The sequence below is a fragment of the Streptomyces sp. NPDC057900 genome, from assembly GCF_042887885.1.
Taxonomy (GTDB): domain Bacteria; phylum Actinomycetota; class Actinomycetes; order Streptomycetales; family Streptomycetaceae; genus Streptomyces.
This window is the reverse complement of the sequence record NZ_JBHVOI010000001.1, coordinates 878,919-898,113: the sequence shown is the minus strand read 5'-3', so window position 1 is coordinate 898,113 and position 19,195 is coordinate 878,919. Positions and strand designations below refer to the sequence as shown.

The following is a 19,195-nucleotide window of genomic DNA, read 5'->3' as shown; positions in this document are numbered from 1 at the left end:
GGCCTACCGTGGCCGACATGGCAGCAGCGGGCAAAGCGGTGGAGCTGGACGCGGGCGGACGGCCCGTCCGGCTGTCCAGTCCGGACAAGGTCTACTTCCCGGAGAAGGGCTACACCAAGAGGGACGTGGCCGAGTACTTCCTGGCCGTGGGCCCCGGCATCACCCGCGCGCTGCGCGACCGGCCGACCACCCTCCAGCGCTTCGTGGACGGGGTCGAGGGTGAGTTCTTCTACCAGAAACGGGCCCCGAAGAACCTTCCCGAATGGATTCCCACGGCCCGCATCGCCTTCCCCAGCGGCCGCCCGGCCGACGAGATCTGCCCCACGGAGGTGGCCGCCGTCATCTGGGCCGCCAACCTGGGGACGCTCACCTTCCACCCCTGGCCGGTCCGGGGCGGCGACACCGACCACCCCGACGAGATGCGCATCGACCTCGACCCCCAGCCCGGCACCGACTACGCCGACGCGGTACGGGCCGCCCACGAGCTGCGCGCCGTCCTGGACGACCACGGGCTGCGCGGCTGGCCCAAGACCTCCGGCGGCCGGGGCATCCACGTCTTCGTCCCCATCGAACCCCGCTGGACGTTCACCGAGGTCCGCCGGGCGACCATCGCGGCCGGCCGCGAGCTGGAACGCCGGATGCCGGACCGGGTCACCACCGCCTGGTGGAAGGAGGAGCGCGGCGAGCGGATCTTCGTCGACTTCAACCAGACCGCCAGGGACCGCACGATCGCCTCCGCCTACTCCGTACGCCCCCGCCCGCACGCCCCGGTCTCGGCGCCGCTGCGCTGGGAGGAGATCGACGACGCGGAGCCGCGCGACTTCGACATCCGGACCATGCCGGTGCGGTACGCGGAAGCGGGCGACGTGCACGCGGACATGGACGAGCACGCCTTCCGGCTCGACCGGCTGCTGGAGCTCGCGGACCGCGACGAGAAGGAGCGCGGGCTGGGCGACATGCCGTATCCGCCGGAGTACCCGAAGATGCCCGGCGAACCCAAGCGGGTCCAGCCGAGCCGCGCCCGGCACGACGACGCCGGCGACGCATGAGCACGCCCGACGACGGGCCGCCCGTACCGGAGCCGACGCCGCCGCACGGAGCGCACGGCCGGCCGCTGACCCGGGGCCAGAAGTGGACGACGTACAAGGAATCGCCCTACTTCCCGGCGACCGTCCTCCTCTTCATCCTCGCGGCCGCCGCCGGGCTCTTCGCCGGCTCGTACACGTACGCGATGGCCAATCCGACCCCGCACCGGATCCCGGCCGCCGTGGTCAGTCTCCAGGAGACGGCCCGCGGCAAGGCGTTCGTCACCGCGATGGACGAGGCGCTCGACGCCTCCCTGGACGTTCACCGGTACGACACCGCCGCCGGGGCGCGCGAGGCACTGGAGGAGCAGGAGGTCTTCGCGATCGTGCGGCCCGGCAGGGCGGGGGTGGCCCTGGACGTGGCAGGCGCCTCTGGCGCGGCCGTCGCCCAGCTGCTCGCGGAGTCCGCGGTGAAGGTGGGGAAGGAGCTCGACGTGCCCGTCACCGTCGCGGACGTCAAACCGCTCCAGAAGGGCGACCCGCGCGGGCTCGCGCTCTTCTACATCTCGCTCGCGGCCGTGATCATCGGCTTCGTCGGCTCCATCCAGCTGAGCGTGCACGCCCGGTCGCTGATCCCGCTGGAACGGATCGCGTTCACGATCGCCTACTCAGCTCTGGGAGCCTTCTCCATCGCCGCGGTGGTGGACTGGCTGCTGGGCGCCGTCGATCTGCCCTTCGCCGAGTCCTGGGCGATCCTGGCGTTCACCATGTTCACCTCGGGCATGGTCTTCACCATGTTCAACACCCTGATGGGGCGCTGGGCCATGCTCCCCACCTGGGGCCTGATGGTGATCCTGGGGAACCCGTCCTCCGGCGGAGCCGTGTCCTGGCCGCTGCTGCCCTCGCTGCTGGGCCACATCGGGCGCTGGCTGCCGCCGGGCGCCTCCGTCACCGCCCAGCACACCGCCGTCTACTACCAGGGGCACCAGCGGGTCTTCCCGTTCCTGGTGCTCGCGGCCTGGTCGCTGGTCTCCTGCACGGTCTTCTGGGTCTGGCGCCACCGGCACCCGGGAGGCCGCGACCACATGCCTCAGCATGCGGCCGCGGCCACTTGAAACACTCCCGGCGTACTGCCTAGAGCTCCTGGATCCGGATGTCCCGGTAGGAGATCACGTCCGAGGTGCTGTGGACCTGGAGTCCGATGTAGCCGGAGGCGTACCGCCGGCCGTCGGTGCCCGGGTCGCCGTCCCGCGGCGGCTCGAAGGACTGACCACCGTTGTTGTCGAACTCATTGAGCAGGACACCGTTGCGGTAGATCGAGTAGTGCTGGTCCACCACCCGGATCTCGTAGTCGTTCCAGGTGCCCTTGGGGGTGACCCCGGCGCCGCCCAGGCCGACCCGGTCGAATCCGTAGACGGAACCGGTCTTGTACATGTCGCCGTCCGGCCGGTCGTTGATCTGGATCTCATGGCCGTACTTGATGGCGACCCACTCCGGAGCGGACTCCTCCGGGTTGTCGTGGACGTTCGGGAACCGCACGAACACACCGCCGTTGGCGTTGCCCGTGCCCGGGGCGTCGTCCCGGAACTGGAGCTTCAGCGAGAAGTCCCCGTACTGGCGGCCCGGGAACCACAGCATGCCCATGCCGTCCACCGTGGTGGAGCTGTTGAGCGAGCCGTCCTCCTCGTTCAGCGAGAACTGCCCGCCGCCGACCTGCTGCCACTTGGCGAAGGAGGCCGCCGTGCCGTCGAAGAGCTTGTGGTAGCCCTCGTCCTGGCCCGGCTTGCCGATCCCCGACTGCTTGGCCGCCTTGTAGATCTTCTTGACCTCGCGGGCGTCGACCACCCCGGCGGTGAGCAGCTGGTCGAGGACCTTGTCGACGTGCTTGAGGAACAGCGCGTGCGACGACCAGTCCTTCTCGTCCTCGATCAGCTCGTTGATCGTGCAGCGGTTGCCGGTGATCCGGTTGGGGACCCCGGTGTCGACGGTGCCCACGATGACGGTGAGGCGTTCGTCGAACTCCGGGCAGTTCGGCGCCGGTACGCCGCCGCTCTGCGCGACGGTGAACGACGTCTGCTTCGCCTCCGAGGTGTTGCCGGCCTTGTCCGTGGCCCGGTGGGCGACGGTGTGGTAACCGACGCGGTCGACGATGACCGTGTCGGTGTAGGCGAGGTAGGGGCCGCCGTCGAGGGAGTACTCGACCTTGTCCACCCCGCTGTCGTCGTCGGTCGCGGTGACCGTCACCTTGGCGCTGGTGAGGTAGGCGCCGTCGGAGTTCTTGTCGCCCGCGACCTTCGCGGACGTCTCCGGCGGCGTGGTGTCCTGGGTCGGCGGCTCGACGACGGTGAACTCCACCGCCTGCTCCTCCGCGGCGTTGCCCGCCTTGTCGGTGGCGCGGTAACGGATCTTCTGCGCGCCGAGCTCGTGCACCATCACGGGGCCGGTGTACGGCTGCCAGGCGCCGTCCGCGCCGACCGCGTACTCGATGGTGTTGACGCCGGACCCGGTGTCGGAGGCGGTCACGGTGACCGTCGCCATGCCCAGGTACTGACCCTGGTCGTCCTTCTCACCGGAGACGGTCGCCGAGGTCTCCGGCGGCGTGGTGTCGTCCGTCGGCGGAGCGGCGACGGTGAACTCCGCCGTCTTCTCCTCCGCCGCGTTGCCCGCCTTGTCGGTCGCGCGGTAGCGGATGGCGTGCGCGCCGACCTCGTCCACGACGATCGGAGCGGTGTACGGCTGCCACTCGCCGTCGGCCCCGACCGCGAACTCGACGGTGTCGACGCCCGAGCCCTCGTCGGTGGCCGCGACGGTGACCGTCGCGGAGCCGATGTAGGCGCCGTCGGCGTTCTTGTCGCCGTCGACCTTGACCGAGGTCTCGGGTGCGGTGGTGTCGTCCTCGCCGCCGCCCCCGTCGGTCACGGTCAGGATGCCCTGCATCGCCTCGTGCCCCGGCATCGTGCAGTGGTAGAAGTACCGGCCGGGGGTGAGCGTGACCTCCGCCGTCTGCTTGCCGCCCTTGTCGTCGCCCGGGTTGGCCAGCAGGTTCAGCGGGACGTCGTTGTTGAACTCCGGGTCCGAGACGCTGAAGGTCAGCGTGTGCGGCATCCCGCTGGTGTTCCCGGTCCCCTCACTGTTCTCGAAGACGATGGTCGCCTTGCCGGCCACCGCCGTCTTCGGTGCGGACAGGTAGTGGTCGATGGGGTTGCCGGCCGTCCAGGTGAGTACCTGGTCGGCCGCCGCCGCGCCGGCCGGGGCGACGGTACGCCCGTAGGCCGCCGTCGAGGTCAGTCCCAGCACCATCAGGAACGACCCCAGCAGGGCGAGCCACAGCCGGGCGGGCCGTGACCGCCTTCGGAAGTAGATCGAACGGTGTCTCACTTCACTGCCGCCTTCCTGGCCAGGTCCTTGACGGCCGGGGTCGCCGCGCCGCCCTTGTACGTCACGCGCCACAGCGCGGACTTGGAGTCGGAGGTGAAGAAACCGCGCCCGTAGTCCAGGACGTACAGCGAACCGTCCGGGGCGAACTTCCAGTCCATCAGGTTGCGGATGCCGTCCGCGCCGACCGGGATGATCTCCTTGAGGGACTCGGCGTGCGTGGGCAGTCCGCCCTTGCCGACCGTCTTCGGGTCGGTGAGCACGGCGTGCCTGGGCTGGGTGTCGTCGTAGAAGTCACCGACGAACCACTTGCCGTCCCAGTAGGACGGCCACTTGTCGGCGCCGGCCTTCTCGTCGTACCGGTAGACCGGGCCGTTCATCGTGGCCTGCCCGCCACCCTTGAGCCAGGGCAGCAGCTCCTTCTGGTCCTCGACCTTGTAGCTCGGGATGCCGTTCTCGTCGCGCGGGTAGTCCACGCCACCGCCCTGCGGCGAGTACCAGATGTTGTTGCCGGTGACCGGCGGCAGGTTCACCAGGCCGTCGTTGTTGGGGGACTCGTTCTTGGGGTGGTCGCAGTCGTACCAGCCGAGCGGCTTGCTCGGATCGGGCAGATTGCGGTCACGGTAGGGCTGCTTGTTGCCCATGCAGTACGGCCAGCCGCGGTTGCCCGCCTGGGTGATCGCGGCGAACGTGTCGTACTTCGCCGGACCCCAGGTGGTGCTCGGCTCGCCCGCGTCGGGGCCGACCCAGCCCGCGTAGAGCGTGTCGGTCGACTTGTCGATGGAGATCCGGGCCGGGTTGCGCACGCCCATCACGTAGATCTCGCCACGGGTCTTGCCACCGCCCTCGTCGGTCTCCTTGCCGGTGAACAGGTTGCCGGCGGGCAGCGTGTAGGTGCCGTCGTCCTCGGGGTGGATCCGCAGGATCTTGCCGTTGAGGTTGTTCGTGTTGCCCGCGGTGCGCCGGGCATCGGCGAACGAGACGCCCTTGTAGTTCGGCTCCGGGTTGTTGCCCGAGTAACCGTCGCTGAACTGCGAGGAGTTGTTGTCACCGGCCGCGATGTACAGGTTGCCCTTGGAGTCCCAGGCCATCCCGCCGCCCGCGTGGCAGCAGCTGTGGATCTGGACCGGCCAGTGCAGCAGCACCTTCTCGGAGGAGAGGTCCAGCTTGTTCGTGGCAAGGTCCATGGTGAACCTGGAGACCTGACGGACCGCCATCTGCTTGTCGCGGTCGATCTTGTCGTGGGGTGTGTAGTGCAGGTACACCCAGCCGTTCTTCTCGAAGTCCGGGTCGAGCTCGATACCGAGCAGACCCTCCTCGACCTTGACCAGTTCGTCGCCGCCGCCCTTGTTGCCGAAGACCGTCAGCTCTCCCGCGAGGGTGACCTTCTTGGTCTTCGGGTCGTAGACGTGGATCTGGCCCAGACCCTTGCCGACGTTCGGGTCCTTCCAGTCGGTGACGACCGGCACGCTGCTGTCGGCGCCGCCGCGGCCGATGTACAGCACGCGTCCGTCGGGGGCGGTGACCAGCCCGTGCGGTTCACCGATCTGGTCGTTCTTGCCGGGCTGGTTGGGCTCGGTGACCCGCTCCGCCTTGTAGTTGGAGGTGATCGTCGCCTTGCAGTCGGCCTGCGAGATCCGGGTCGTCCAGTCGAGCGCGCCGCGCAGGTGGTCGCGGAAGTCGGCCTCCGCGAAGCTGTCGACCGTACCGCCCATCGCGGTGTAGAAGGACCGGCCGCCGTCGTAGTCACGGCACCAGGAGACCGGGTGGTCCCAGCCGTTGGCGCTCGCTCCCGGCTTGTACGTGATCTCCCGGACGCGCGCCACGGTGTGCACGTCGCCGGACGGGTTCTCCTTCCAGTTCAGCCACTTGTCGGGACGCTTCCACTCCAGCGGAAGGTTCTTGGTGGCCGGGTGCTGCCGGTCCCCGATCTCCACCGTCGCACGCTGGACGGCGGTGGGGCTGTCGGCCGCCGGACGGGCACCGACCAGCCCGGTGAACCAGTCGGAGTACGGCTCGGTGCGCGCCGCGTCGTGGATGCCGAGGAAGCCGCCGCCGGCCTCCATGTACGCCTCAAGACCGGCCTCCTGCTCCGGATCCAGGACGTCGCCGCCGCCCGTCAGGAAGACGACGGCGTTGTACTTGCCGAGCTGCTTGCCGTTGGTGAAGACGGCAGGGTCGTCACTGGCCACGGTCTTGAAGCGGCCCGCCTCCGGACCGGTGAGCCCGATCTTCTCGATCGCCGCGATACCGGCGTCGACCGTCGGGGACTCGTCGGACGCGGAGGCGTGGAAGACCAGCACCTTCACGTTCGCGCCGCCGGGCGGCGTCGGCAGGGACAACGTTGTCGCCATGGACTCGTGCGGTCCGGGATACGGCCTGGCACTGGCGGCATTGCCGCCGAGCAGGGATGCGGTGAGTGCGCCGGCCGCTACGGCCGCCGCAATTCCGCGTCGCGATCTGGACCTGTGATGTGGTGTGCGCTGCATGTGGTCACCCACCCCTCGTTGGTCACTTCAACAGCGCATGAAGCTAGACCTCTTTTCGCGACTCGCCAATAGCTATGGCAGCAATCGCACGAACTTTGTCCTTAGTGTGGATAAACGAAGATCCCCGGGCTACGGTATGGCCCGTCCCTGAGGCCCACCCGTGCCCGGCGGCGTTGACCGCCATGACCTGCGTACCTCTGTGCCGTGTGCCGTAGTTGCCTTGGGTTTCTCCGCAACACCCGTCCGAAAGTGGGGAGTTCGACATGGATCGACGTAGCTTCAACCGGCGGATTCTGATGGGCGGCGGGGTCGCGGCGGCGACCGGGGTGACATCGTTGTCCCTCGGCGCGATCGAGGCCACCTCCGCCGAGAACCCGCCCCGCACCGCACCGGCGGGAGGCGTGGTCCGCCACCTCAAGATGTACGCGGAGAAGCTGCCGGACGGGCAGATGGGGTACGGCTTCGAGAAGGGCAAGGCATCCATCCCCGGCCCGCTCATCGAGATCAACGAGGGCGACACCCTGCACATCGAGTTCGAGAACACGATGGACGTGGCGGCCAGCCTGCACGCGCACGGCGTCGACTACGACATCGCGAGCGACGGCACCCGGATGAACAAGAGCATCGTCGAACCGGGCGAGACCCGAACCTACACCTGGCGCACCCACGCCCCCGGCCGCAGGAAGGACGGCACCTGGCAGGCGGGCAGCGCGGGTTACTGGCACTACCACGACCACGTCGTCGGTACCGATCACGGCACGGGCGGCATCCGCAAGGGCCTGTACGGTCCGGTGATCGTCCGGCGCAAGGGCGACATCCTGCCGGACAAGACGATCACGATCGTCTTCAACGACATGCTGATCAACAACAAGCCCGCCGACAAGAGCCCCGACTTCGAGGCCACGGTGGGGGACCGGCTCGAAGTCGTCATGATCACGCACGGCGAGTACTACCACACGTTCCATGTCCACGGTCACCGCTGGGCGGACAACCGCACGGGCCTGCTCACCGGCCCCGACGACCCGACGCGGGTCATCGATACGAAGATCGTCGGACCGGCGGACTCGTTCGGCTTCCAGGTCATCGCCGGTGAACACGTGGGCGCGGGCGCGTGGATGTACCACTGCCATGTGCAGAGCCACTCCGACATGGGCATGGCCGGGATGCTGCTGGTCGCCAAGGCCGACGGGACCGTGCCGGGGCACGAGGCGCACTCGATGTCCTCGCACGGCGCGAAGCCCTCCGACGCGAAGCCCTCCGACGCGAAGTCGTCGGCCGCGAAGACATCGGAGAAGGCGGCGTCGCACGACAGCCACTGACAGGTGAGGGAGCCGGGCCCCGCCGCTCCCGGCCCGCGGCGGACCGCTCAGGACAGGGCGGTCGGCCCGCGCGGCGGCGGGACGGCCCGGAGCAGCTGCCACAGCGGACGGGAGCCGGACGCCCAGCTTTCGAGGGTGTGCCGGTCGACGACGTGCAGCCGCTGCTGTTCGGCGAAGACCACGGCCGGTGCGGTCACTCTGCCGTTCGTCACGATCACCGCGATGTCGGCGCCGTGCACCTGGCGGGCGGTGCCGTTGAGGACCTGGAGATCCGGTGTTCCCACCGCGGAGCCCGCCAGCCCGTTGCGCCGGTGTTTGCACTGGATCACCCAGCGCCGCCCGTACGGGTCGGTGGCCTTCACATCGGCGCCCAGGTCTCCGCCGCCGCCGACACGCAGCGCGTCCTGGCAGCCGTCGCGGTGCATCAGGTCCCGTACGGCGTCCTCGAACCGGGTGTGGTGCAGGGCGTCCAGCTGGGCCAGCTCGTAGCGCAGGCCCTGCGCGCGGACCGCTTCCCACCGGGCGTTCTGCCGTCGTCGGTGGAGCATGCCGCCGCCGGTCAGCAGCGCGATCGCGCCGAGGACCAGCAGCACCCACCAGTGGGCCAGCAGCCAGTTGACCAGGGCCACCACCGCGACGGCGGTCAGCGCCACGGTCACGAGGCGGCCGGTCAGCCGGTCGTCCGTGCGCCGGCTCCGCCTTCCGGTCCTGCGGGTACGGCGCCGGACCGGCGGGCGCCTGATCGTCGCCCGGCCTCCGCGCGACCGGGGGCTCACCGCTCTGCCCGCGTGATCAACAGCAACTGCCGGACCTCCCACCAGAACACGGCCGTCTCCAGGAGAGCAGCGGACGCCGGTCCGAGCCCCCTCCTGTCTAGCCGGGTCCGGCCGGTGCCGTGACCGGGTTGCCGGTGAATGGCAGTAAAACGATGCCCTGGCCGAATCGCCGCAACCGTCAGGAACCGTCCCCCGCGTCGACCCCGGCCTCCACCGCCGCTGCCGCCCCCGACTCCACGGCGAGGCGCTGCTGTTCCTCCTCGACGATGCGGCGGGCCAGCGAGCCGTCGGAGACGTCCACGGCGTCCGGCGTCGTCTCCGCGACATCGCTGCGCCGCGCATACGCATCGAACAGCCGTTCCTTGCGGGCCAGGATGTCCAGCATGCGTTCGTCGACGCTGTCCGCCACGAGCAGCCGGTGCACCTGGACCGTGCGTATCTGGCCCATCCGATGGGCGCGGGCCACCGCCTGGTGCTCCATCGTGGGCTTGATCTGGGGCTCGCAGAGGATGACCACCGAGGCGGCCTGCATGTTGAGCCCGATCCCGCCGGCCTGGATCTGGCTCAGCAGCACCGCATGGCCGTCCGCCGCCGTGAAGGCGTCGATCATCTCCTGACGCCGGGCGGCGGGCACGCTCCCGGACACCGGCCCGAACACCTCCTCGTCCAGGGCCAGCCGGACCGTCTCCAGCACCTCACGGAAGTACGAGAACACCACGACCTTCAGCCCGTTGCCCGCCGCCTCCGCGACCAGCTCGCGCAGCCGGTTCAGCTTCGCGGAGGTGGTGGCCGGGCCGGCGTACGCGGCCCGGCGCATTCGCATGAACTGCCCGGCAGCCACCGCCTCCCGGTAGGCCAGCTGATCGGCCTCGCTGAACTCCTCCCACTCGTCGACCTGCACCAGCGCCGGGAGTTCGGTGAGGACGTCCCGCTGGTTGCGGCGCAGGTAGGCGGGGGCGACGGCCCGGCGGAACGCCTGGGATCCGGCGGCGCCGTGGCTGGTGCTGATCAACGGGGCCAGCTCGGGCTGGAGCTGGCTGACCAGGCTGCGGAACTCCGCCACCCGGTTCTCCATCGGTGTGCCGGTCAGGAACAGCACCCGCTCGGTCCGCCGCGCCCAGCCGGACACCGCCCGGGAGCGCCGGGTGGCGGGGTTCTTGACGTAGTGCGCCTCGTCGACCACGAGCATGCCCGGCCGTACGCCGCAGCCGGCCGCGTCGGGCAGGGTGTGCAGGGCGTCGTACGTGGTGAGGGCGACCCCGCCGCCCTCGCGCCACTCCGCGAACGCGCCCTGCCGGTCCGGACCGTGCACCGGCAGCACCCGCAGCGTCGAACGGGCCCGCACCTCCCGGGTCCAGTTGATCAGCACGCTCGCCGGGCAGACCACCAGGAAGTGGGTCTCGCCCCCGGCCGCGAGATGGGCCAGCGCGGCGATGGCCTGGACCGTCTTGCCGAGCCCCATCTCGTCGCCGAGGATCACCCGCTTCTGCGCGAGTGCGAAACGGGCGCCGAAGGACTGGTAGCCGCGCAACGACACCCGCAGCCGGGCGTCGTCCAGCCGCAGACCCCGCACCCGGTCGGCGATCCCGGACGGCAGGAACCCCTCGGCCGCGTCCCGGTCCGGTCCGGTGCCGGACATCTCGGCGAGCAGGCTGTAGTACTCGGCGGAGCGCACCTCGAAGTCGACCCAGGCCGCGATCGGGGAGTCCGGATCGCGCAGCAGATCGGCCGAGACCTGCCCGAACAGCAGCGGCAGTTCACGCTCCCGCGCATCGGCCAGCACCGCGCGGGCGGCGGCGACGGCGGCCAGTGCCCGCGTCCGGGCCGGCCGCCGTGTGAAGACCATCCGCAGCCGCCCCCGCGCGGGCGCCGCCGTGAGCAGCAGCGGATCCAGCCGCTCGGCCAGCCCGCGGGCGCCGTCCACCGCCCGCCGGACGTCCGGTCCCGCCTCGACCAGCCGGTACAACGCCGTGACCAGAGCCGTCGTGGCGTCGTCCGGGGACTCGACCGCTATCCGCACCGTGACCGTGTCCCGTACGGCGTGGGCGATCTGGCCCGCCGCGGCGAGCGCCTGGTCGGCGGTCTGCGCACCGACGCCGGGGATCTGGCGGAGCTCGTAGCGGCTGGCCCCGTGCACCTGCCCGACGGTGGTGAAACCTGCCTGCTCGATCGCGCCGATACGGAGCCGGCCCTCGGTGACGTCCTTGAGCCGGGACGCCGGGATGGCCGACAGCTCGTCCCGGACGAGCGCGTCGAGCATGGGGTCCAGGGCGGTGCGTACGGCGTCGACGGCGCGGCCGTGATCGGCCAGCACCGCGCGTGCCGCGCCCAGCAGCTCCTCGGCCCGCGCGAGCAGCTCCCTGGCCGCCCGCCCGCTCGTCGCCCCGCCCTCCGTGGACCCGGCCTCAGTCATGTACGTCCTCTGTCCCCGCAAGCCTCACCGCCGCTCCGCCCGGCAGCGCGGCCGGAGCGATTCGTATCGTCCCATGCGCTGCTGACAGGGGGCCGACGGACTGCGGTTGTCAGTGCCCGGTGCAAGACTCGGACACATCAGGAGAAACCCTGTTCGTTCGGGAACGGGACCACTGAAGGAGCGCACCATGCTCACCACCCGATTTGTCGACGGAGCCCCCAACTGGCTGGACCTGGGCACCCCGGATATCGATGGGGCCGCGGCCTTCTACACCGCTCTCTTCGGCTGGGGGTACGAGGCCGGAGGACCCGAGACCGGTGGCTACGGCATGTTCACGCTCGACGGGAAGTCGGTCGGGGGTGTGATGACCGTGACGGAGGAGCAGGCGAAGACATCCTGGTCGGTCTACTTCCAGTCGGCGGACACCGACGCCACCGCACGGCTCGTCGAGAAGTCCGGCGGCTCGGTGCCGTTCGCGCCGATGGACGTGCTGGAGTTCGGCCGGATGGGCGGGTTCGCCGACCGGGGCGGGGCGTACTTCGGCGTCTGGCAGCCGAAGCAGCTGCCGGGACTCGGACTCGTGGGGGACCCCGGCAGCCTGTGCTGGGCGGAGCTGTACACCCCGGACGTTCCGGCCGCCGCGGCGTTCTACGGCGCGGTCTTCGGCTGGGAGAGCAGCCAGGTGCCCTATCCGGATGGCGGCGGATCGTACACACTGGTCCGGACCGCGGGCGGCGGCGAGGAAGCCGGCTTCGGCGGGCTCGTCCCGCTCGACGCCGTACCGGTCAGGGCGGTCGTGGGCCCGCACTGGCTGCCGTACATCGAGGTCGACGACTGCGATGCGACGGTGGCGGAGGTCGAGCGGCTGGGCGGCAAGCTGACGCTGGAGCCGCTGGAGATGGATGGCGTCGGCAGGTTCGCCAACGTCGCCGATCCCTACGGCGCGCCGTTCGCCGTGATCAAGAGCGCGTAGCCGGCCGCCGGGCGGATCCGCCCGGCCGGGCCCGGGACGGGTGGTTGATCCATCGTTGATCAGTCGTTTATCGCGGCAGGGCACTGTGTGCGGCATGCTGATCAACACCCCGACCGACCCCGCTCTCGCCTGGCAGGAGACAGCGCTGTGCGCGCAAGCGGGGCCCGAGTTCTTCTTCCCCGCCCCCGGCAGTTCCACCCGGGAGGCCAAGCAGCTCTGCAACGCCTGCGAAGGGCGGCTGGCCTGCCTCGACTACGCCCTCGACAACGACGAGCGCTTCGGCGTGTGGGGCGGCCTCTCGGAGAAGGAGCGCGACCGGCTGCGCAGAGCGGGGCGCGACCGGGCGTGACCGCGGGCGCCGGGCCGGTCGACCGGCCCGGCCGGTCGGCCGACGGGGCGCCCGCGTCGGGGCATCCGGGGCAGGGCGTCCGTGTCAGGACGCGACGTGGAAGGTCTCGCCGTACATCTTCCAGGTCAGCGGCGGTTTCAGCGCCAGGTTGCCGTCGTACAGGAACTCCCGCTGCGCGGTGTCGATGCGCGACGTGTCGTGCTGGTTCTTCTTCGACTTCATCACGGCTCGTGCGGCGTCCAGGAACGCGTCCAGATAGACCTTCTCGTCCCCGCCCTCGTCGACCGTGTCGGCCTCGGCGAGTGCCGCCTTCCGGATTCCGTAGAAGGCGTCCGGTTCCGTGCCGGGGCCCTGCAGCACCATGGCGTCGAAGTAGATGAACTGGCCCAGGGTGCCGAGCCCGTCCAGTTTGGCCAGCCGCACGGCCGGCTCGAAGTACTGCTTGTCCCTGACCCGGTCCTGCGCGGCACGGAACACCGGATCCTCGGCCGACTTCTTCCAGGCGGCGGTGAAGCCGGGGTCCAGACCCTCGTGCGAACCCGTGCCGTCCACCTTGCGCAGCGCGGGGACGTACGGCTTGAGCGGGCTGTCCGGATGGTCCTTGGTGAACGACTCGACGAACGTGAGCATGTCGTGCGTTCCGGAACAGAATCCGACGATCCCGGCCGTGTAGCCGGTGCCGTCGCCGTTGTCGTCGATCACCCCGTACTGGCTGCGCCAGTCCAGCGTCGAGCTCTCCGAGGTGGCCAGCAGCTTCCAGGCCAGTTCGCGTTCGGCCGGTGCGGCCAGCCCGGCGGGCATCGCCTCGACGCGCTCGTCCAGCTCCCGGCGTTCCGCGTCGTTCGCGGCGGCGTACGGGTCGGGGCCCACGGCGGAGTCGGCCGGGTCCGCGGCGGCCGCGGCGGGGGAGTCGTCCGGCGGTTCGGGGTCGTCGCCGCCACCGTTGAAGACGATGGAGGCGGCGATGGCTATCGGCGCGGCGAAGAGAACGAAACGCGTCACAGGTTTCACCGGCACAGAGTACGGTCCGCGCGCCGGTGGTGAGGGCTGATCCCGCCCTGCGGTGACGGGTCACCGCAGGGCGGGGTGGGGCGGGGCCGTCAGGCCTGGGCGCGGGCCGCCATCCGCTCCTTGCGGGCGGCCAGCTTCGCGTCGAACTTCGACGCCTCGCTGTCCAGCCCGTTCATGTACAGACCGAGCTCCTCCTGCGCCTTGAGACCCTCCGGGCCGAGCCCGTCGATGTCCAGCACCTTCAGGTAGCGCAGCACCGGCTGGATGACGTCGTCGTGGTGGATGCGCATGTTGTAGATCTCGCCGATCGCCATCTGCGCGGCGGCCCGCTCGAAGCCGGGCATGCCGTGGCCGGGCATCCGGAAGTTCACGACGACATCGCGCACGGACTGCATGGTCAGGTCCGGCGCGAGCTCGAAGGCCGCGCCCAGGAGGTTGCGGTAGAACACCATGTGGAGGTTCTCGTCGGTCGCGATCCGGGCCAGCATCCGGTCGCAGACCGGGTCGCCCGACTGGTGGCCGGTGTTCCGGTGGGAGACCCGGGTGGCCAGCTCCTGGAAGGCGACATAGGCCACGGAGTGCAGCATCGAGTGGCGGTTGTCGGACTCGAAGCCCTCCGCCATGTGCGCCATCCGGAACTGCTCCAGCTTGTCCGGGTCCACCGCGCGCGAGGTGAGCAGGTAGTCGCGCATCACGATGCCGTGCCGGCCCTCCTCCGCCGTCCAGCGGTGCACCCAGGTGCCCCAGGCGCCGTCGCGGCCGAAGAGCGAGGCGATCTCGTGGTGGTAGCTGGGGAGGTTGTCCTCGGTCAGCAGGTTCACGACCAGGGCGATCTTGCCGATGTCGGTGACCTTGGACTGCTCGGACTCCCAGGCCTGGCCGTCCTCGAAGACGCCGGGGAAATTCCGGCCGTCGGAGAACGGCACGTACTCGTGCGGCATCCAGTCCTTGGCGACCTTGAGATGGCGGTTGAGTTCCTTCTCCACCACCTCTTCCAGCGCGTACAGCAGTTGCGCGTCGGTCCACGCCTGGGAACTGCCGAGGTGGGGAGAGGTGATAGTCACGGGGGGCTCCTGGGGACGGGAGAATTACCTACGGCTTCGTAGGTTACGAGACCGTAGGTTAAAGCGGCAGTAAGGCCGGAGCCAAGCCCGTCCGGGCAATATTCGGTTACTATACGTAATGTTCGCAGGTCAAGTGGGTGTACAGAGGGTCAGGACGGCTGCGGGGGAGCGGGCTCAGACGGTGAAACGGCCGGGCCCGGTCCCCGGTGACGACGCGCTCTGAACAGTCGGCGTACTCGGAGCGCGGCGGCACGGGGGACTCGGCCGGTCGGTCGGGGTCAGAGCAGATGGTCCGCCGCGCCGGACTTCACCGCGAAGATCAGTGCCCGCAGCGCCTCCACCGAGTCGCTGACGTAGGTGGCGGTGTCGGTGGTGGAGCCGATGTAGGCGCGGCCCTGGTCGTCCAGTCCGAACCGGAAGCAGTTCGCCCCCTCGCTGCAGAACGCCTCGTCCCAGCGGATGTCGTTCATGGTCTCTCCTCAGAGGTCCTTGGCTATGCACCGGATGAAGTCGCGTGATTCCGCGACGGGCAGTGCGAGCGTACGAAGACGCCCCAACAGGCCGCGATAGCGCCGTAGTTGCATGTCGGCGTCGAGCAGCATCGAGCCGTGCGAGGAATCGAGCTGTACGGTATCGAGCTGGGGCACCGCCGCGCCGACATAAGTGAACGACTGCCCGGCGCCGGGGAATCCGCCGACCGCGAACGGGATCACCCGCACTGTCGTCCGGTCCCGTTCGGACTGGCGGAGGATGTGTTGCAGCTGCGCCTCCGTGACCTTCGGGCCGCCGAACCGCATCCGGAGGGCGGCCTCGTGGATCACCGCCTCGTACAGGGGCGGCTGGTCCCGTTCGAGCACCTCCTGGCGGCGCAGCCGCAGGGAGAGCCGGGCCATCAGGTCGGGGCGCGGCAGCTGGGGGTCGGCGGTGTCGAAGACCGCCCGCGCGTGCTCCTCCGTCTGTAGCAGGCCGGGGATGTGTGTGGTGGTCGCGGTGTTCAACTCCACCGCGTGGAACTCAAGTTCGGCGATGTCCAGCAGGCTGGGAAGCAGGAGTCCGCGATGCTCCTCCCACCATCCCCTGGCCCGTTCCTGTGCCATCTCCGCCAGCAGGTCCACCAGGCCCGTGTCGGGGCAGCCGTAGTTGAAGGCGAGGGTGCGGACCCGCTCGGCGCTGATGCCGAACCTGCCCGACTCGATGTTCGGGATCCGGGTGCGGTCGACGCCGAGCAGTGCGGCGGCCTGCTGCGCCGTCATTCCGGACTGCTCGCGCAGCTTGCGCAGTTCGTACCCGAGCCGCTGCTGCCGGGCGGTCGGGGTGCTCCTGGGTGGCACGGTGAGTGTCCTTCCGGGTGCGGGAAGTCAGTGAAATGACCGGAACCACACAAGTAGTAGCACTGTGCTCCACTTGTGGGCTACGGTCGGTAGCGCAAGTCTCACACGGGGCGACCATGCCTCTGTGTGACCGTCACCACATGAACCGGGAATTGTGAGTACTTTGATGAAGGGCGCACTGCGTTGCCTCCCCGCCCTCGCCTCCGCCGGACCCCACCCGCCCAGAGCGGACAATCTGAGCTATTCGTTCGCCCTGCCCGGCGGCGCGTTCTGTGCCGGCCTCGCCCGCCGTGTCGTGAGTGACCTGCTCACCCGGCACGAACTCGCGGAGCTTCGCGACACCGCGGTGCTCGCCACGTCCGAACTGGTCGCCGCGGCCTACCGGTTCACTCCGGACCGGGAGATGCTGCTGCGGATCCACTGGCAGTTCGACGCGCTGCGGATCGTTCTCTACGACCAACACCCGTGCCACGGAACGCCCGAGAGGGCCGAGGAGTGCAGGGAGCGCCGCAGCGCCGACATGTGGCTGCTGGCCGCCGCCGTCGAAGCGCACGGCGGAGACTGGGGTCTCGCCCCCGCGCTGACCGTCACCGGCGGCTCGAAGACCTGGGCGTTACTCCACCACTAGCCCCGCACAGCCCCGCTTTTCCCCCGCACCTCACATGGCCGCGCGCACCTCGTCCGCCGTGGTGTTCCGGAGCTCGCCGTCGAGCAGCAGCCAGCGCGTGATTCCGAGTGACTCCAGGAACGGCACATCGTGACTCGCCACGATGAGCGCTCCCTCGTACGCGTCCAGCGCCGCCGTCAGACGGCGCACGCTCGCCAGGTCCAGGTTGTTCGTCGGTTCGTCCAGCATCAGCAGCTGAGGGGCCGGTTCTGCGAGCAGCAGCGCGGCCAGAGCCGCACGGAACCGCTCCCCGCCCGACAGCGTTCCCGCGGGTCGGTCGGAGCGTGCCCCCTTGAACAGAAAGCGTGCCAGCCTCGCCCTGATGGCGTTGTCCGTGGCATCCGGTGCGAACCGCGCCACGTTCTCCACCACGCTCAGCCCGTCGTCGAGCACGTCCAGCCGCTGCGGCAGGAACCGCGTCGGCACCTCCACGGCGGCCTCTCCGGACACCGGCGCCAGCTCACCGACGAGCGTCCGCAGCAGCGTGGTCTTGCCCGCCCCGTTACGTCCCACCAGCGCGATGCGCTCCGGACCGCGCACCTCGAAGGAGCCCTGGACCCGGGCCCCGTAGGCCAGTTCCAGTTCGCGCAGCACCAGCACGCCACGGCCCGGATGGACCTTGGTGTGCGGGAGCTCGACCCGGATCTCGTCGTCGTCGCGCACCGCCTCCTCCGCGGCGTCCAGGCGCTCCCTGGCCTCGGCCAGCCGCTCGGTGTGCATGATGCGGTGCTTGCCCGCGGACTCCTGCGCGGCGCGCTTGCGGGCTCCCATGACGATCTTCGGCTCGCGCTTCTGGTCGTTCATCTTCTGCCCGTAGCGCTTGCGCCGGGCCAGTTTGACCTGGGCGTCCGCGAGTTCGCGCTTCTGCCGGTGCACATCGGCCTCCGCGACCCGCACCATGCGCTCGGCGGCCTCCTGCTCCACGGCGAGCGCCTCCTCGTACGCCGAGAGGTTTCCGCCGTACCAGGTGACCTCGGAACCGCGCAGGTCCGCGATCTGATCGACCCGTTCCAGGAGTTCCCGGTCGTGGCTGACGACGATCAGGACACCGCTCCACGCCTCGACCGCGGCGTACAGGCGCTGCCGGGCGTACAGGTCCAGGTTGTTCGTCGGCTCGTCGAGCAGCAGCACGTCCGGCCGGGCCAGCAGCAGTGCCGCCAGCCGCAGCAGTACGCACTCCCCGCCGGACATCTCACCGATGGTCCGGTCGAGCCCGATGTGCCCGAGGCCGAGCTGGTCGAGCGTGGCGCGGGCCCGTTCCTCCACGTCCCAGTCGTCGCCGACGGCCGCGAACCGCTCCTCGCCGACGTCGCCCGCCTCGATGGCGTGCAGCGCCTCACGGGTCCCGGCGATGCCGAGGGCCGCGTCGACCCGCAGCGCGGTGTCCAGGACCAGGTTCTGCGGCAGGTACCCGACTTCGCCCGTGGCCCTGATCCGGCCCCCGGCCGGGGTGAGGTCACCGGCGATCAGCCGCAGCAGGGTCGACTTGCCGGCGCCGTTGACGCCGATGAGGCCCGTACGGCCGGGCCCCACGGTGAGATGGAAGTCGTCGAACACCTCGCTCCCGTCGGGCCAGGCGAAGGACAGCGACGAGCAGGTGATGTGTGCGAGTGGAGCTGACATGAGGGAATCTCCCGGTTGCGAGGAAGGTCAGGGGCAACGGGATGAGACACCGGTCACTGGCGTTCCACGGAAGGATTCCGGGGGTGTGGAGGAAGGCCCTGGTCACGGAGGACGGCTCGAAGAGCTGAGGTCACACTCGGGCACGCGGGCATGTACGGACATGGCACGGCGTGCGACACGGTGTCTCAAGACCTCAGACGAGCAACGTCCTACTCCGATCGGCGACGACAAGGACACCGAAGACGCTACGCCCGGCCCGGGGGAGCGGCAAACGAATTACCGGCAGCCGAATGACCGGCAGGCGAACAGCCGAATGACGGGCAGCCGGATCAGCAGGAGCCGTCGAGCAGATCCGTGAGACTCCGGTCCAGGTCAAGGAACCGGCGCTCCGCGCCGACGGGCACCAGCTGCTCGGTCCGCCGCAGGAACCGGCGCAGCTCCGCGGTGCGCACATGCACCATGGCGATGCCCTCCGGGGCGTGGAACTCCAGCACCGTACGGTCGTACCCGAAGGGCCTGATCCGTACGTCACCCAGCCCCGCCGGTACGTCCATGCCCTCCGCGAGCAGCTCCCGGGAGAACTCCCAGGACACCTCTGTGCCCTCCAGTGTCGCGGGTGCGGGGAAGGCCATGCGGATCGCGAAGGGGTCCGTGCGGTCGTAACTCAGGACAGCGGGAAGCGTCTCCATCCGCGGTGCGGAGGCCACCATGCGGGCCTGTACGGACTGCTCGATAACGATGGACAAGACCTGCTCCCTCTCGCGACCGGATGAACGGGTT

Annotated in this window: 16 protein-coding genes; 6 read left to right on the top strand and 10 right to left on the bottom strand. The window is 70.0% G+C overall.

Annotated features, from left to right (window positions below):
* Positions 1-38: 38 nt before the first annotated feature.
* Together ligD and ACFVQ0_RS03670 are read left to right on the top strand one after the other, a co-directional pair.
* Positions 39-1,049: a non-homologous end-joining DNA ligase gene (gene ligD / locus ACFVQ0_RS03675; RefSeq protein ID WP_390085366.1), complete on the top strand. Its 1,011-nt coding sequence runs from the start codon at positions 39-41 to the stop codon at positions 1,047-1,049.
* The gene (locus tag ACFVQ0_RS03670; protein ID WP_390084173.1) at positions 1,046-2,140 is read left to right on the top strand and encodes an ABC transporter permease; all 1,095 of its coding nucleotides are present in this window, start codon (positions 1,046-1,048) and stop codon (positions 2,138-2,140) included. The genes ligD and ACFVQ0_RS03670 overlap by 4 nt, the downstream gene beginning before the upstream one ends.
* Positions 2,141-2,159: 19 nt before the next feature.
* On the opposite strand, the gene ACFVQ0_RS03665 is transcribed toward ACFVQ0_RS03670, so the two are convergent.
* Together ACFVQ0_RS03665 and ACFVQ0_RS03660 are read right to left on the bottom strand one after the other, a co-directional pair.
* Positions 2,160-4,403 carry an OmpL47-type beta-barrel domain-containing protein gene (locus ACFVQ0_RS03665; RefSeq protein ID WP_390084171.1) on the bottom strand — a complete coding sequence of 748 codons (2,244 nt, stop codon included), beginning with the start codon at positions 4,401-4,403 and terminating at the stop codon, positions 2,160-2,162.
* Positions 4,400-6,889, bottom strand: a complete 2,490-nt coding sequence (locus ACFVQ0_RS03660; RefSeq protein ID WP_390084170.1) for a ThuA domain-containing protein — start codon at positions 6,887-6,889, stop codon at positions 4,400-4,402. Before ACFVQ0_RS03660 ends, ACFVQ0_RS03665 begins: the two co-directional genes overlap by 4 nt.
* Positions 6,890-7,152: 263 nt before the next feature.
* Between ACFVQ0_RS03660 and ACFVQ0_RS03655 the strand changes: the two genes are divergently transcribed.
* On the top strand, positions 7,153-8,208 hold the full coding sequence (locus tag ACFVQ0_RS03655; RefSeq protein WP_390084168.1) for a multicopper oxidase domain-containing protein: 1,056 nt from the start codon (positions 7,153-7,155) through the stop codon (positions 8,206-8,208).
* A 47-nt stretch (positions 8,209-8,255) separates the two neighbouring features.
* Here the strand turns inward: ACFVQ0_RS03655 and ACFVQ0_RS03650 are convergent, their stop codons facing one another.
* Together ACFVQ0_RS03650 and ACFVQ0_RS03645 are read right to left on the bottom strand one after the other, a co-directional pair.
* Positions 8,256-8,867 carry a restriction endonuclease gene (locus ACFVQ0_RS03650; RefSeq protein WP_390084166.1) on the bottom strand — a complete coding sequence of 204 codons (612 nt, stop codon included), beginning with the start codon at positions 8,865-8,867 and terminating at the stop codon, positions 8,256-8,258.
* A gap of 295 nt (positions 8,868-9,162) precedes the next feature.
* Positions 9,163-11,397 (bottom strand): DEAD/DEAH box helicase, encoded by a 2,235-nt coding sequence (locus ACFVQ0_RS03645; RefSeq protein ID WP_390084164.1) that lies wholly within the window; start codon positions 11,395-11,397, stop codon positions 9,163-9,165.
* Between the two features lie 187 nt (positions 11,398-11,584).
* Between ACFVQ0_RS03645 and ACFVQ0_RS03640 the strand changes: the two genes are divergently transcribed.
* Complete coding sequence (locus ACFVQ0_RS03640) at positions 11,585-12,370, top strand: VOC family protein (RefSeq protein WP_390084162.1); 786 nt, start codon at positions 11,585-11,587, stop codon at positions 12,368-12,370.
* A 94-nt stretch (positions 12,371-12,464) separates the two neighbouring features.
* On the top strand, positions 12,465-12,719 hold the full coding sequence (locus tag ACFVQ0_RS03635) for a WhiB family transcriptional regulator (RefSeq protein WP_390084160.1): 255 nt from the start codon (positions 12,465-12,467) through the stop codon (positions 12,717-12,719).
* Between the two features lie 84 nt (positions 12,720-12,803).
* Here the strand turns inward: ACFVQ0_RS03635 and ACFVQ0_RS03630 are convergent, their stop codons facing one another.
* From ACFVQ0_RS03630 to ACFVQ0_RS03615, 4 genes are all read right to left on the bottom strand, one after another.
* Positions 12,804-13,721: a chitosanase gene (locus tag ACFVQ0_RS03630; protein WP_390085364.1), complete on the bottom strand. Its 918-nt coding sequence runs from the start codon at positions 13,719-13,721 to the stop codon at positions 12,804-12,806.
* Positions 13,722-13,819: 98 nt separating this feature from the next.
* Positions 13,820-14,794, bottom strand: coding sequence for an acyl-ACP desaturase (locus ACFVQ0_RS03625; protein WP_390084159.1), 975 nt, complete (start codon positions 14,792-14,794; stop codon positions 13,820-13,822).
* Between the two features lie 278 nt (positions 14,795-15,072).
* The gene (locus ACFVQ0_RS03620; protein WP_390084157.1) at positions 15,073-15,264 is read right to left on the bottom strand and encodes a hypothetical protein; all 192 of its coding nucleotides are present in this window, start codon (positions 15,262-15,264) and stop codon (positions 15,073-15,075) included.
* 9 nt (positions 15,265-15,273) lie between these two features.
* A complete protein-coding gene (locus ACFVQ0_RS03615) occupies positions 15,274-16,125 on the bottom strand; it encodes a Scr1 family TA system antitoxin-like transcriptional regulator (protein ID WP_390084155.1) in 852 nt (283 codons plus the stop codon).
* Between the two features lie 154 nt (positions 16,126-16,279).
* On the opposite strand from ACFVQ0_RS03615, the gene ACFVQ0_RS03610 reads away from it, so the two are divergent.
* Positions 16,280-16,753 carry an ATP-binding protein gene (locus tag ACFVQ0_RS03610; protein WP_390084154.1) on the top strand — a complete coding sequence of 158 codons (474 nt, stop codon included), beginning with the start codon at positions 16,280-16,282 and terminating at the stop codon, positions 16,751-16,753.
* 30 nt (positions 16,754-16,783) lie between these two features.
* Here the strand turns inward: ACFVQ0_RS03610 and ACFVQ0_RS03605 are convergent, their stop codons facing one another.
* Both ACFVQ0_RS03605 and ACFVQ0_RS03600 read right to left on the bottom strand, forming a co-directional pair.
* Positions 16,784-18,415: an ABC-F family ATP-binding cassette domain-containing protein gene (locus ACFVQ0_RS03605; protein WP_390084152.1), complete on the bottom strand. Its 1,632-nt coding sequence runs from the start codon at positions 18,413-18,415 to the stop codon at positions 16,784-16,786.
* 329 nt (positions 18,416-18,744) lie between these two features.
* Positions 18,745-19,161 (bottom strand): SsgA family sporulation/cell division regulator, encoded by a 417-nt coding sequence (locus tag ACFVQ0_RS03600; protein WP_390084150.1) that lies wholly within the window; start codon positions 19,159-19,161, stop codon positions 18,745-18,747.
* Positions 19,162-19,195: the final 34 nt, after the last annotated feature.